Genomic DNA, 13,899 nt, shown 5'->3' on the forward strand with positions numbered 1-13,899 from the left:
TCATTATAGTGACCCCTTACACTTTTATCAATACACTCTGATATGCAATATTACATATAAAAAAACAAGCTGAATTCTTTTAAAAAATTATACAGAGATATTTTTTCCACTTGGTACATACTTGAAAAGGTGAAGCATTCTTTTGCATTTTATGAGTAATCACATAAAAAAGCTGCTGCCTATAAAATACAGACAGCAACTTCAACTAGAGTGTCTTGCATAATCTACGCAAGACATTTTATAACTAATAAACTGCTATTGGCCCATAAGGACCATTAATAATTTCTATTTTTGTTTCAAAAATATCTGTCAAAAGTGTTGAGTCCATAACCTCTTCTACTGTTCCAAAAGCAGCAATTTGTCCATCTTTCATAGCACAAATTTTATCCGAGTATTTAGCTGCAAAATTTATGTCATGCATAACCGTCAAAATTGTTCTTCCAAATTCATTAGCTGCACGTCTTAAATGCTCCATCATTTGAACAGAACGAGCAACATCAAGGTTGTTCAAAGGTTCGTCCAAAAGTACATATTCCGTCTCTTGGCACAGTACCATCGCTACATATGCCCTTTGTCTTTGACCACCAGAAAGCTCATCTAAATATCTATTCTCTAAACTAGTTAAATCTAAGAAATCGATATATTTAGAAATGATAACCTCATCTTCTTTAGTCAACCTTCCCTTTGAATAAGGAAAGCGCCCAAATCCAACTAATTGTCTAACTGTAAGCCTAGTTACAAAATGATTTTCTTGTCGCAATATAGTCAAAACTTTTGCTAAGTCTTTTGATTTGGATTCAGAAACATCCATATTTGCTACCTGAATTTGGCCTTCATCCATATCTAAAAGTCTGCCAATCATCAAAAGTGTCGTTGACTTTCCAGCACCATTTGGTCCAATTAAAGAAGTAAAGCCTGCTTTTGGTATTTCAATATCCAAAGGTCCTATTTTTACCTTATCAGTATAGAACTTTTTAACATTATCAATTTTTATCATAAAGCCCTCTTCCTTAAAACTATAGTTAAGAATATGATTCCACCAAATAATTCAATAATAACTGAAACTACACCTTGAGCATGGAATACATGATACATTAAAAAGTATGCGCTCGTCATTATTAAAAATCCTATAGCAAAAGCCATCGGAAAAATATATCTATGATCATAAGTTGACGCTGCCTGATAACTCAAAGTTGCCACTAAAAAGCCGTAGAAAGTAAGTGGCCCAATTAGAGCTGTTGAAATGGACATTAAAATAGCTACTAATACAAGCGTATAAATTACACTAGGTTGGTATTTAACTCCAAAAGAAGTAGCAACATCTTTTCCTAGTGATAAAACATTCAAATTCTTAGAATGAGCAAAAATTAATACCGCTACAATTATGATCATAGGAATTACAATAGGAAAATATGCAGGATCTGCATGATTAACAGAACCAAATAATCTTGCTTGTAAAATATCAAATTCTGAAGGCGCAAGTAGTTTTCTCATGAAAGTTGACACTGAATTTAGCCCGGTACCAATAATAATTCCAACTAAAAGCATAAGTTGTAAATTCCCGTATTTACCGGAAAGTAACCATCCATAAAGTATCAAACTCATGAAGACCATAACAACAACTTGGAATAAAAATGATCCAATTCCATTAAAATTTATTAACGCACTAGCACCAAAGAAGAATACTGTACTCGTTTGAATTGCTGAATAAAGTGATTCGAAACCTAAAAGCGATGGAGTAATAATTTTATTATTCGTAATAGATTGGAAAGCAACTGTCGACAAGCTATGGCAAACCGCAGCAATAATCATTGCAACAATAGCTACTATCCTTCTCTTAACGACTGGGATAAAAGAAGGTGAATCTATCGGAACTGGATTGTTATAAACTAAAAGTCCATATGAAGAAAGAAGACCTAAAGCAATCAATGTTATCAGTAAAATCCAATAACGTCTTGCTTCCTTCTTAGACCGAAAAGCGCTAGCTGATCTACTTTCATTATGAAGGCTAGAATCGATTTCGACATTTTCTTTTTTTCTATATTCTAATGTGATCATCGTAGCCTCCTTGGTTTTCTTTGTCTCAATAAAATAGTAATAAACACGACTGCTCCCACTGTTGCAAGTATTAAAGAAACAGGTAATTCAAAAGGCTGTATAATTGTTCGAGAAATGATGTCACAGGCAGTTATTGATCCCATTCCGATCACACAAACCCAAGGTAAATTACTCCTAAGATCATCACCTCTAAACATTGAAACGATATTTGGCACAATTAATCCTAAGAAAGGTAAGTGTCCGATAACAGCTGCAACAATTCCAACTGCAACAGAGATAAGAGCAGTCCCAAAAAGAACAATTCTATTGTAATTAACTCCAAGACTTGTTGCGACATCTTCTCCTAGTCCAGCTAAAGTCAATCTATTAGCATACATAAAAATAAGAAAAGTAATGATAACAATCAGCCATAAATATTCATATCTTCCCACCTGAATGTTAGCAAATGAACCTACAAACCAAGTTTCAATACTTTGCGTCTTTTGAAAAAGGAGTCCTAAAAAAGTAGACACTGCAGAAATTACTGCTCCAAGCATCAATCCAATAATCGGAACAATTAAAGACGAACGAAGCTTAACTCTTCTTAAAAATAGAAAGAAAATCATAGTTCCTATAAAAGAAAAAATGATTGCACCAGTCATTCTTTGAACTAAAGTCGGGGCAGGAAATAATAAATACACAAAAAGCAGGCCTAAGCCTGACCATTCAATAGTCCCCGTTGTAGTAGGTTCAACAAAGCGATTCTGTGTAATGAGTTGCATTACGAGCCCTGCCATCGCCATCGCAGCTCCAGTAAGCATTAATGCAGCTGTTCTCGGAACACGAGTTATGAAAAACATCTCTGTCCCGTCCTCTTGTCCACGTATATCATAAACTCCAGTAAACAGTGATATAATCCCTAAAATTATAACAACTATAACTGCTATTATAAAAGGTTTTGTCCATATTTTATTTTGATTATAAAACTGGGGTTGAGAAATATTCTCAACCCTAGAAATCATATTTTTTGACACTGTTTCGTACCCCTTTACACTACTTAGCTAAAGTTTTTGCCATATTTCCAAATAACTCTATATAAGTTTGAATTGATTCATTTGTGTAAGTATCTTCTGGTGCATAAATAACTTGTTTTTTAGAAACAGCAGTTGTGTTTTGAAGAGCAGGTGATTTAGAAATAACATCCTTAGCAGGTGTTGACTTAGCTGCATCAGATGTTGCAGCATCACGATCTAATACGAAAATCCAATCAGGATTTGTTTGTGCAATAGCTTCAACAGAAACGTCATCACCTTTATGACCTGCAGTAGAATTTGAAACTTCTAACGCTGGAGTCCAACCGAAAATTTCATACATTGGTCCCCAAACACGACCAGAATGTGGAGCAGCAAAACCAATATTACCACCAGTAACGATAACACTCATAACTTTATCTTTTCCGTTATAAGCAGATTTTGCTTTTTCAATAGATTTATCAAAATCAGCTACTAATTGTTTAGCTTCTTTATCTTTATTAAAGATTTTTCCTAAAGTAATTGTAGAATCTTTAAGTCCTTTTACTAAGTTTTCGCCAGGCTTAGTAGCTTTCTCAGAAACATCAAAATTAAGATCAATAACTGCTGCATTTGGTACTAATTTTTTGATTTCTTCGTAATGGTCAGCAAATCTTTGACCAACGATTACAAGGTCAGGGTATGCCGCTGCAATAATTTCAAGATTTGGTTCACGGTGATTCCCAATATTTTGAACTTTTTCATCCTTTTTATATGCTGAATCAGCAGGCATGATATCCTTTGGAGCAGCCGCTAATTTAATTCCCCAATCAGATAAAGTTTCAAACGTTCTGTTATCCAAAGCAACTACATTCTTTGGGTTTACAGGGACTTTAACAGTTCCATGAGCATCAGTGATTTCAACCGTTTTTGACTTATCACTACCATTATCTTTATTATTAGCCTTCGAAGTTTCTTTACTTGAATCTGAGCAAGCCACTAACATTAAAGTAAAAATTGCTAGAATACTCACTAATTTTAAAAGCATAGATTTTTTCATATGTATACTCCTTATAGTGTAATTTATTTCGAAAATGATGACATCCATAGATTGAATTAGAAGGTAACTTTTATTCAATTGAATCGCTATTGATAATCATTTTCATTTGAACATCCTGTTAATTAGTATAGTCATTAATCCTGTGAAAATCTTGTGAATGGTGCGAATTCATAAAATCAGGCATAGAAAGTAATATGTGCAGTCGGGCGTATTGATTAGCCATAATTTCCTCTACAAAACACGCCCATTAATAGCTAATATTTTTATAATCCATTTTTTTACGTCTTTTAATACTTCTAAGAAACTATTTGATTATTAGGTTTAATAGAAAAAAGAGTAAAACTGAATGAAACAGTTTTACTCTTTTTTCTATTACCTTATTTTATCATTCAATCATTGAATAGCCTCTACCATGTATCGTTTGAATATATCTGTCTTTCTTCTCGCACTTTAACTTTTTTCTTACATACCCAATATATAAGTCTACTACATTTGGATTTACTACTACATTATATCCCCATACTTGATTCAAAAGCATTTCACGGCTCAATATTGTGTTTTTATTCTTGATTAAAAATACAAGTAAATCGTACTCCCGCTTAGTAAGCGAGAGGTTTTCGCCACCTTTTTTCACAATATTGCTAGATGCATCAACAAAGAGATCTTTAAACTGAAAAAAGTTTATCTCCTTTTGCTGGTTACAATCACTTCTCCTTAAAATCGCTTGAACCCTTGCTACTAATTCTTCTTTCGCAAATGGTTTTCTTATATAATCATCTGCTCCTGCTTGTAACCCTGCTACGCAATCCTTACTAGAAATATTGTCGGTCACAATAATAATCGGTGTCGTTTTAACAAGTCGTATTTGTCTACAAATTTCTGGTCCCGGTATACTTAATGAATCCCAATCCAATATGATAATATCCCAATCTTGTTCATATATTATATTTAAACCTTCGTTTTCATTGTGAAGTTTTAAAATGAAATAGCCTTCTTGCGTTAGACCGCTTACGATTTTCTTTGCTGAAGACCGTTCATTTTTAATCACCAACACCTGCTTCACCGATGGTTCACCTCTACTTCAATATAACTTATTTAGATAAAAAATTATCCCGAAAAAAACAATTTAAGATTTATAAATTTAAAACCCCTAAATAATCCATTAAAACAGCTTATTAGGAGAACTCTATATAATCTTACAATAGGTATGGATAAAAAGACAAAATATATAAACATTTGAATAAAGTGTAATAAAAATAAATAATCACCAATCGCTCGTTTACGAGTATCTATAGTATCTACTTGCTTATCATCAATACCCATTTCTTCATTTTCTATTTCAGGGGTAACGCTCCATCAACTTAAACATTTTATAAAATTACAAAACAAAAAGAACCATAACCTCACCAAACCGGAAAATTATGTTTCATATCATACAATGTCACTTTACCTATAAGTTGGCCAGAAAACACTTATTTTTGTAGATGGTTATCTAATTATTCAACAGAATTGGAAGCATAAATTGGCCGTAAATTAATTATTAACCCATAAGCTGACAGCAAAATTCACAAAACAGCAAATTAAAGTTTCAGCTTGATGGGCATGGAAGGACAACAAATCAAGCTTTAAAAATAAGTTTATAATACTAAAGCTGCTTTATGAAATTAAGCTCATACAAACTTATATTGATGGCTAGGTGTTATTGCCCCATATCTAATAAGTTGATAACTTCTGTGACGATATACGACCATTCTTCCACATTGGGATCGATCACTTTAGAGTGCTCTGCGGATGGTATTTCCACCATTTTCACTTGATCCCCAGAAGCATCTGCTACACGCTTGTAGTTATAACTAATTCCGATTGGCACATTAATATCGAGTGATCCGTGAATAAGAACTTGTGGAACCTGAAGGGGCAATAATTGAATTGGAGAAGCCTCCTCATAACGCTCTGGAACCTCTTTCGGTGTCCCGCCTAACAAATCAGTTACAGGATGGTTATTTTCTTTACCGAATTCTGATAGACGTAAATGATGGACATCATCCATTAGTGCAAGATCGTTAACTCCTGCTAAGCTTATTGCTCCCTTAAGAGAAAGCGGTTGATCAGTAATTCTGAAAACACTATTTTCCGGTAGTTTCTTACGACCCGCTAACCATAAAGCCAAATGACCTCCTGCAGAATGCCCAATAGCAATAACCCGGCCTAAATCAAGATGATTTTCTTCCGCTATTTGTTGTAAATAGTCGGTCGCATTTGCAGCATCAATTAAAGTGCCTGGCCATCCTCCGCCTTCATCGCCAACACGACGAAATTCAATGTTCCAAGTCGCTATACCCCTTGACGCCAAATCTTTTGCTACAGGTTCCATCATATCTAAGCCCCAAATATTTTTCCAAAATCCACCGTGCAGAACAATTGCAACTGGATAAGGCCCCTTTCCTTCTGGGAGACGCAGATCCCCAAACTGCAACTGATTTTTTCCATAAGCGAATCGTTTATTTCGTATACTCATAAGAGCACCTCCGTGTTTTTCTTTATAATTTTTCATCTAGAACCTAAACGTAGTTAGGTTATTCTACAAAGTTAGCTTAATTTTCTGCTTCAACTTGTCTACTGTGCAAAAAAATGTTTTTCTTTTTTACCAGATAACATTCCTGTTGCAATGAGTAATGCAATAATAACAGGTTTTTTCTTTGTTTCATGATTTATTTTCATTCGCTCCAAAGTTATACAAATTAATAAACAGTAAAAGCCCAATTCAAACAGTGATGTTCAAATTGAGCTTTTTAAAATGCCTGCGACATTCGTCGGGGTGTCCATTCATTATGACTAGCGTTTATTTTTATCTGTACCTTTTGTCTTTATTTAAACCCGTATTTAAACCATTATTTAAAGCGTGGGAAGAGTTTAAGAGCATTATTTCTTGAAATGTCTTCGATAGTTTTATCATCGAAGTTTGGATAATTAGAAATTCTTTCAATCATTTCTTTTGTCCAGTCTTCAGGAGCATAGTGTGCATCACTACCAAATAAAATGTGTGATGAATCAGTTGTATCTTTTAAAGCTTCAAAAGTTGCTGGTTGAGTAGAAATTGCTGTTTCAAAATAGAAATTGCTGATATATTCTTCAGGGTCTTTTGTTAGTGTTGTCCATCTTTCAGATACTAATGGATCATTCATCCAAACTTTAGCTGAACGGTAAGATTGTCCGATTCTCCATTTTAAATATGGAAGTGTACCACCTGCATGAGCAAGGATAAATTTAATATTTGGACAACGTTCGATTGTACCACTTAACACAAGGTTAGCAGCCGCACGAGTTGTATTGAATGTAAACTCTGCCATGAAGTCCGCTGTTAAGAATCTTGCGCGTGGGCTTGCTTCAACTGGTGCACTAGGGTGAATAAATACTACTGCATTACGTTTGTTTAATTCATCCATTAATTCGTCAAAGATTGGGTCACCTAGAAAATGACCATTATAGTTAGATAATAAACCAACGCCGTCTAGTTTAAGTTCATCTAAGGCATATTTTAACTCTTCAATTGATTCTTCAACGTGTGGAAGTGGTAAAAATGCGAAGCCTCCAAAACGTTTTGGATATTTAGCAATCATTTCTGCTTGGAATTCATTAATACTGCGAGCAAGTTTTTTTGCTAAATCAGGATTTGCAACAGGAATTAGACCAGGTTCGGAAATAGAACCGATACCAACTTCAATTCCTAAACGGTCCATCATTGCAATGCTATCTTCAGGAGTCCATTTTTTGATAGGCATGCCTCCTGATTTTGCAACTCCAAAATATTCAAGAGTTGAACTGTATTCCTCTGGAATAATGTGATGGTGAACATCAATAAGACGTGATGCTTTCATAATAAATCGTTCCCTTCATGTTGTATTTTATACAATATGTTCATTAGTTTACTCATTGTCAATTAATGAACGCTTTGTATATAATAATTTTATCAAGTTATGGATTTTGGTCAATGTGCAAAAAACTCTATAATGTCTTATAAAAGACAATTCGATACATATCGTCCAAAAGATTTGAAATTATAGACAAGGAGAAGGAACTATGTCTAAAAATAAAAAAATTGATCCTCGTGTAAAGAGAACTACTAGGTATTTAAGGGATGCTCTTATTGAGCTTCTGGAAGAAAGAGATTTGAATACGATTTCTGTTCAAAATATTACAGATAAAGCGGAGCTTACTCGTGGCACGTTTTATTTACATTACCAAGATAAGCAGGATTTTCTTTTGAAAAGTATGGATGAGACGTTAGAAGAATTAATAGAACGAGTAAAACCTAAAGAAATAAATGGAACAATCCAAGAAGTTAATGAACATAATCCACCACTTTCTTTTTTAAGGCTTTTTGAATATATAGCCGAAAATCATGATTTTTTTAAAGTGATGTTAGGGGATAGAGGGTTACCAGAATTCCGACGTCGTATGTTACAAATTGTTCAAGAAAAAGTATATGGTGATTTATTATCTTCTATTGTAGAATCTGATGAAGAATTAGGTATTCCAAAGGAGATTTTTACTAGCTATATTACTTCAGCACATATAGGTGTCATTAGTACTTGGCTAGAAAATGGTATGAAATATAGTCCTGCTTTTATGGCCGCTTTGTTAACTAAACTAACCTTACAAGGACCAATGCGGGTTATAGGATTAGAGAATAAAATCAGGCTTCCAAAATAAATTTTTCATACTTAGGGGTAGCACCACATCGCTATCAAGTTAACAAAATAAAATACCCCAAAAAATGAAAAAATACGCTATTCTTTCTGTAGAATCACAGGAAAGGATGGCGTTTTTTGTATGTCATTTGGTTGGCGGGACCCTTATATGAACTAAAGAGCTGACTTATTAACCCATTTTTTTATATTGGAAGCATAAGTTGGCCGTAAACTAAAAGAAGCATAAGTTGGCCAAAACGGCCGCCTTATGCTTCTTGTTATATATAAAATAAAAAAACCACCAAATATGTATTGGTGGAGACGGTGGGAGTCGAACCCACGTCCAAAAATATCGGCACTTAAGCTTCTACGAGTGTAGTCGATATATTAGCATTTCGCGAACTCTTCGGCCTATCGACAGGCTTCCAAGTTGCTAGTCTGGTTGTTCTCTTCCTTTGTCCTCAGACGGCGAACTCCGGCGTAGTCCACTTAGTTTGAGTCCCTTACCCTACCACATGGACGATGGAGGGAGGAACCTTTAGTGCAATTAAGCAGCTAAAGAAAGATTGTTTTGTTTGCCAATTATAGGCTTTGACGTTTTAACGAGGCCGATCCCCTCGACTCGCAACCTAAGCTCGAACTATCCCTGTCGAATCCGTAACGTCCCCATGATAAAAATGGAGCATACGAAGAAAATATCGTGATAGCTACTAAGAGCTGTTTTTCAATGTGCAACAACCTTACATAAATTATTATAACATACGCGCTCCATTTTACAAATGTAAATATCTGTATTACATCTTTTGGCGATCACGGAACGCGCGTGCAATTTCACGTTTAGCTTCTTTCTCTTTTAAATCGTGACGTTTATCGTATTGCTTCTTACCTTTTGCTAAACCAAGTGCCATCTTTGCAAATCCATTTTTCAAATAAATTCTAAGTGGAACTAATGCGTAACCTGTTTCTTTCGCAGCGCCCGCTAGTTTATCAATTTCTTTTTTATGCAGAAGTAATTTTCTCGTACGAAGTGGATCATGGTTGAAACGATTCCCTTGTTCGTACGTATTAATGTGCATATTATGAACCCATACTTCACCATTATGTACACGTGCAAACGCATCTTTCAAGTTTACGCGTCCAGCGCGAATCGACTTAATTTCCGTTCCTTGAAGGACAAGCCCTGCTTCGTATGTTTCTTCGATGAAATAATCATGAAATGCTTTTTTGTTCTGTGCAATAACCTTACCTGTACCCTTTGGCATATAACGTCCCTCCTCTATTTTTACTATTGTAACAAATGTTAATAAAAAGCGAAAGTGGCTCGCTCTCAAGCCACGAAGAAAAAAGAAAACGGCCCCGCTTTTCATCAAAGCGAAGCCACTCTTTTCTTACTTACGCTTTTTCTTTTTCTTCTTGAATCCTGGTACGTTTTCGAAGAATGCTTTTTTCTTCTTACCGTTACCATCTTTTTTTCCCGGCTGGCTAGCAGAAGCGGATGCAGATGCAGATCCTCTTCCTTTTCCTTTACCACCACGGTCAAATTTTCTACCTGTGCCACGTTCACCGCCGCGCTCATTACTGCGCTCGCTACGTCCACCGCGTTTCTTTCTGCCTGTTCTTGGCTGCTCGATAACGACTGGACGATCTTTGAACTTACGGCGAGGTGTGCCTTTCATGCCAACGATTTCAAAGTCGATTGCACGCTCGTCTTTGTTTACGTTAATAACGCGAATTGTAATTTCGTCACCGATGCGGAATACGTTTCCTGTACGTTCTCCGATCATAGCGAAATGTTGCTCGTCATAACGGTAGTAATCATCCGTTAAATAACTAACGTGTACAAGACCTTCAATTGTATTTGGAAGCTCTACGAATAAACCGAAGTTTGTTACAGAGCTAATCATACCGTCATACTCTTCACCGATCTTATCAACCATATACTCTGCTTTTTTCATCTCATCTGTTTCACGCTCTGCTTCAACAGCACGACGTTCCATATTAGAAGAATGCTCTGCAATCTCAGGTAATTTTTCACGCCATTTTGCTTGCGTTTCGTTGTCGACTTTACCGTTAATAATGTATTCACGAATTAATCTATGAACGATTGTATCTGGGTAACGACGAATTGGTGATGTGAAGTGTGTGTAGAACTCAGTTGATAAACCGAAATGTCCTAAACTATCCGCATCGTAACGAGCTTGCTTCATAGAACGAAGCATAACTGTTGAAATAACTACTTCTTCTGGCTGTCCTTGAACCATTTCAAGAATTTGTTGTAGCGCGCGAGGATGCACTTCATTCGCACGTCCTTTTACTGCATATCCGAAGTTCGTTACAAACTCGAAGAAACGCTCAAGCTTATCTTCTTTCGGATCTTCATGGACACGGTACATGAATGGTACGTTCATCCAGTGGAAGTGCTCTGCTACTGTTTCATTCGCAACAAGCATAAATTCTTCAATTAACTTCTCTGATACAGAACGATCGCGCATGACAACGTCTGTCGGTTTTCCTTCTTCATCCACTAATACTTTCGCCTCTTTAAAGTCAAAGTCAATTGCACCACGGCGCATACGTTTTTCACGTAAAATTTGTGCCAATTGGCCCATCTCTTTAAACATCGGTACTAATGGCTCATAACGCTTAATTAACTCTTCGTCCTCATCTTCTAAAATGCTTCTTACGTCAGCATACGTCATACGCTCTGTCGTTTTAATTACACTTTGGAAAATCTCGTGTTTAACAACATCACCTAAGTTGTTGATTTCCATTTCACAAGATAATGTCAGACGGTCTACTTTCGGATTTAATGAACAAATACCGTTAGATAGACGATGTGGAATCATCGGAATTACACGGTCAACAAGATACACACTCGTCGCTCTTTCCGCTGCTTCAACATCAATTGGAGAACCTTCTTGAACGTAATGACTTACGTCCGCAATGTGAACGCCAAGCTTGTAGTTACCATTTTCAAGCTTCGTTACTGTAACAGCATCATCTAAGTCTTTCGCATCTGCACCATCAATCGTTACGATCATTTGATCACGCAGGTCGCGGCGATCTTTTAAATCTTCTTCTGAAATCGTTTCTGGTACACTGTTTGCATGCTCCATCACTTCCTCAGGGAACGCTAAAGGTAAATGATGTTTATGAATGACAGATAAAATATCTACTCCTGGATCATTTTTATGACCTAGAATTTGAATAACTTCACCTTCTGCGCTTAAACGATTCTCTGGATAGCTCGTAATTTTCACAACTACTTTATGACCTTCTACAGCACCCATTGATGCGCTTTTCAAGATAAAGATATCACTCGTCCAGCGCTTATTATCAGGTATAACAAATCCAAAGTTTTTCGATTCTGTATATGTACCAACTAACTCTTTCGTTCCGCGTTCTAAAATGCGTACAATTGAACCTTCTTGACGCGAACCACTCGATTGGGAACTAAGGCGTGCTAATACTGTATCGCCATGAAGCGCACCGTTTAATTCTGTAGGCGGTATGAAAAGGTCATCGTCTCCCGTTTTCTTCTCATCTGGTACAACGAATGCAAAACCACGTGCATGTCCAATTAACTTACCGCGTATTAAATTCATCTTTTCAGGAAGACCGTAACGGTTGCTACGAGTACGAATAACAAGTCCCTTTTCTTCCATCGTTACAAGTGCCTTTACGAAATCTTTAAAGCCCTCAGAACCTTCAATCCCAAATGCCTCTTCTAACTCTTGTATCGTTAGCGGTTTATACGCTTCTTCTCTCATAAATAATAACAACTTATCAATATGTTCTTGTATGATTTCTTCCAAGCAAAAATACCTCCTTTAAAACCTTATATTATTTAGTGTATCCGAAAGATAGGGGATGTATAAAGTGAAACTTCAATACTCCCCTTATGATTTTTACAGTTTTCACAAAAAATTCCTTATGAAAAAAAGAGGCAACTAGATCTTACCAATCTAGTTGCTCCAAGAAGTTATATACATCCTCATGTAGCTCGTCACGTTGTTTATCAAGTGTAATGACATGCGTAGAGTCTTCGTACCATTTAATGTCTTTTAACGTAGATTCTACACCGTTATAAATAATGTTAGCACTATCTGTATTAATCATTTCGTCATGACGTGCTTGTACAACAAATGTTGGCGCATAAATCATATCCACATTGTTACGTACGTCAGCAATTAATTGTTGTAATGCTTTTAATGTATTCATCGGTGTCTTTTGGAATTCCAACATTTCTTCTTCAATTTGTTCTGGTGATTTTTGCTCACGTTTTTTATATTCGCGGGCATATGCCAATATACCTTGGTACATCGTTTCTTCGCTCTTAATATACATAGGTGCACACATTGGTACTACACCTAAAACCGGTACTGTATAACCCAATTTTAAAGAAAATACGCCGCCAAGTGACAATCCAACAACAGCAATTTTCTCAAAACCTTTATCTTTTAAAAGCTGATATGCCTCCGTTACATCTTGCCACCAATCTGTAGGCCCTGTATGAACAAGCTCTTCTGGTGGTACACCGTGCCCTTTATAAATTGGCGCATGACAAGTATAGCCCTTCTTTTCTAAGAAACGCCCTAACATACGTACATCAGCTGAGTTCCCTGTGAATCCATGTAGTAATAAAACAGCGCGGTCTCCACCCTCAAATGTAAATGGTTTCGGAGATGCTAATTTCATCATGTATTTCTCCTCTTTCTCTTCTGTAATCTAGTCGTATTCTTTCTATATCTAGTGTACCATATTTGTATTTCTATAATCTAATTAGAAACATCTTTCAAATAGCAAAACAAAAAAAGAAGAACCATTAGTACCATTCACTAACGCTTCTTCTTTCAATTCTATAAATTGAAGTACGTAACACCAATTGTTAATACAAAGAACAATACAGCTAAAACAATTGTAATACGGTTTAATACCGCTTCAATTCCACGTGCCTTTTGCTTACCAAATAATTGCTCCGCACCGCCTGAAATTGCACCTGAAAGGCCTGAGCTATTACTAGATTGCATAAGTACCATAACAATCATTAAAATCGATACAATAATAAGTAAAACTGATAATAACGTATGCACTTGGCGTA

12 protein-coding genes and 1 other RNA gene are annotated in these 13,899 nt (G+C 35.9%); 1 reads left to right on the forward strand and 12 read right to left on the reverse strand.

What is annotated here, in order from left to right:
- Nucleotides 1-244: 244 nt before the first annotated feature.
- From GD442_RS24975 to GD442_RS25005, 7 genes are all read right to left on the reverse strand, one after another.
- Entirely contained in the window at nucleotides 245-997 is a 753-nt protein-coding gene (locus GD442_RS24975) for an iron ABC transporter ATP-binding protein (protein ID WP_000590071.1), read from the reverse strand.
- Entirely contained in the window at nucleotides 994-2,058 is a 1,065-nt protein-coding gene (locus GD442_RS24980; protein ID WP_000631245.1) for an iron chelate uptake ABC transporter family permease subunit, read from the reverse strand. Before GD442_RS24980 ends, GD442_RS24975 begins: the two co-directional genes overlap by 4 nt.
- Nucleotides 2,055-3,071: an ABC transporter permease gene (locus GD442_RS24985; RefSeq protein WP_000042077.1), complete on the reverse strand. Its 1,017-nt coding sequence runs from the start codon at nucleotides 3,069-3,071 to the stop codon at nucleotides 2,055-2,057. The genes GD442_RS24980 and GD442_RS24985 overlap by 4 nt, the downstream gene beginning before the upstream one ends.
- 19 nt (nucleotides 3,072-3,090) lie before the next feature.
- Nucleotides 3,091-4,107 carry a siderophore ABC transporter substrate-binding protein gene (locus GD442_RS24990; protein WP_159365224.1) on the reverse strand — a complete coding sequence of 339 codons (1,017 nt, stop codon included), beginning with the start codon at nucleotides 4,105-4,107 and terminating at the stop codon, nucleotides 3,091-3,093.
- 385 nt (nucleotides 4,108-4,492) lie between these two features.
- Entirely contained in the window at nucleotides 4,493-5,170 is a 678-nt protein-coding gene (locus GD442_RS24995) for a response regulator transcription factor (protein WP_074553716.1), read from the reverse strand.
- A gap of 636 nt (nucleotides 5,171-5,806) precedes the next feature.
- The gene (locus tag GD442_RS25000; protein ID WP_159365225.1) at nucleotides 5,807-6,625 is read right to left on the reverse strand and encodes an alpha/beta hydrolase family protein; all 819 of its coding nucleotides are present in this window, start codon (nucleotides 6,623-6,625) and stop codon (nucleotides 5,807-5,809) included.
- 373 nt (nucleotides 6,626-6,998) lie between these two features.
- Entirely contained in the window at nucleotides 6,999-7,988 is a 990-nt protein-coding gene (locus tag GD442_RS25005; RefSeq protein WP_033689835.1) for an amidohydrolase family protein, read from the reverse strand.
- Between the two features lie 199 nt (nucleotides 7,989-8,187).
- On the opposite strand from GD442_RS25005, the gene GD442_RS25010 reads away from it, so the two are divergent.
- Nucleotides 8,188-8,820 carry a TetR/AcrR family transcriptional regulator gene (locus GD442_RS25010; protein WP_000041936.1) on the forward strand — a complete coding sequence of 211 codons (633 nt, stop codon included), beginning with the start codon at nucleotides 8,188-8,190 and terminating at the stop codon, nucleotides 8,818-8,820.
- 291 nt (nucleotides 8,821-9,111) lie between these two features.
- Here the strand turns inward: GD442_RS25010 and ssrA are convergent.
- The 5 genes from ssrA to secG all read right to left on the reverse strand — a co-directional run bounded on the left by ssrA (nucleotide 9,112) and on the right by secG (nucleotide 13,891).
- Nucleotides 9,112-9,466, reverse strand: a transfer-messenger RNA (tmRNA) gene (gene ssrA / locus GD442_RS25015).
- A gap of 126 nt (nucleotides 9,467-9,592) precedes the next feature.
- A complete protein-coding gene (smpB, locus tag GD442_RS25020) occupies nucleotides 9,593-10,060 on the reverse strand; it encodes an SsrA-binding protein (protein WP_001123919.1) in 468 nt (155 codons plus the stop codon).
- A 126-nt stretch (nucleotides 10,061-10,186) separates the two neighbouring features.
- A complete protein-coding gene (gene rnr, locus GD442_RS25025) occupies nucleotides 10,187-12,613 on the reverse strand; it encodes a ribonuclease R (RefSeq protein ID WP_000391077.1) in 2,427 nt (808 codons plus the stop codon).
- A gap of 142 nt (nucleotides 12,614-12,755) precedes the next feature.
- On the reverse strand, nucleotides 12,756-13,496 hold the full coding sequence (estA, locus tag GD442_RS25030) for a carboxylesterase (protein ID WP_000761985.1): 741 nt from the start codon (nucleotides 13,494-13,496) through the stop codon (nucleotides 12,756-12,758).
- Nucleotides 13,497-13,657: 161 nt separating this feature from the next.
- Nucleotides 13,658-13,891, reverse strand: coding sequence for a preprotein translocase subunit SecG (secG, locus tag GD442_RS25035; RefSeq protein WP_000557264.1), 234 nt, complete (start codon nucleotides 13,889-13,891; stop codon nucleotides 13,658-13,660).
- Nucleotides 13,892-13,899: the final 8 nt, after the last annotated feature.

This window comes from Bacillus sp. A260, assembly GCF_009861435.1.
In the GTDB taxonomy this organism is placed as follows: domain Bacteria; phylum Bacillota; class Bacilli; order Bacillales; family Bacillaceae_G; genus Bacillus_A; species Bacillus_A cereus.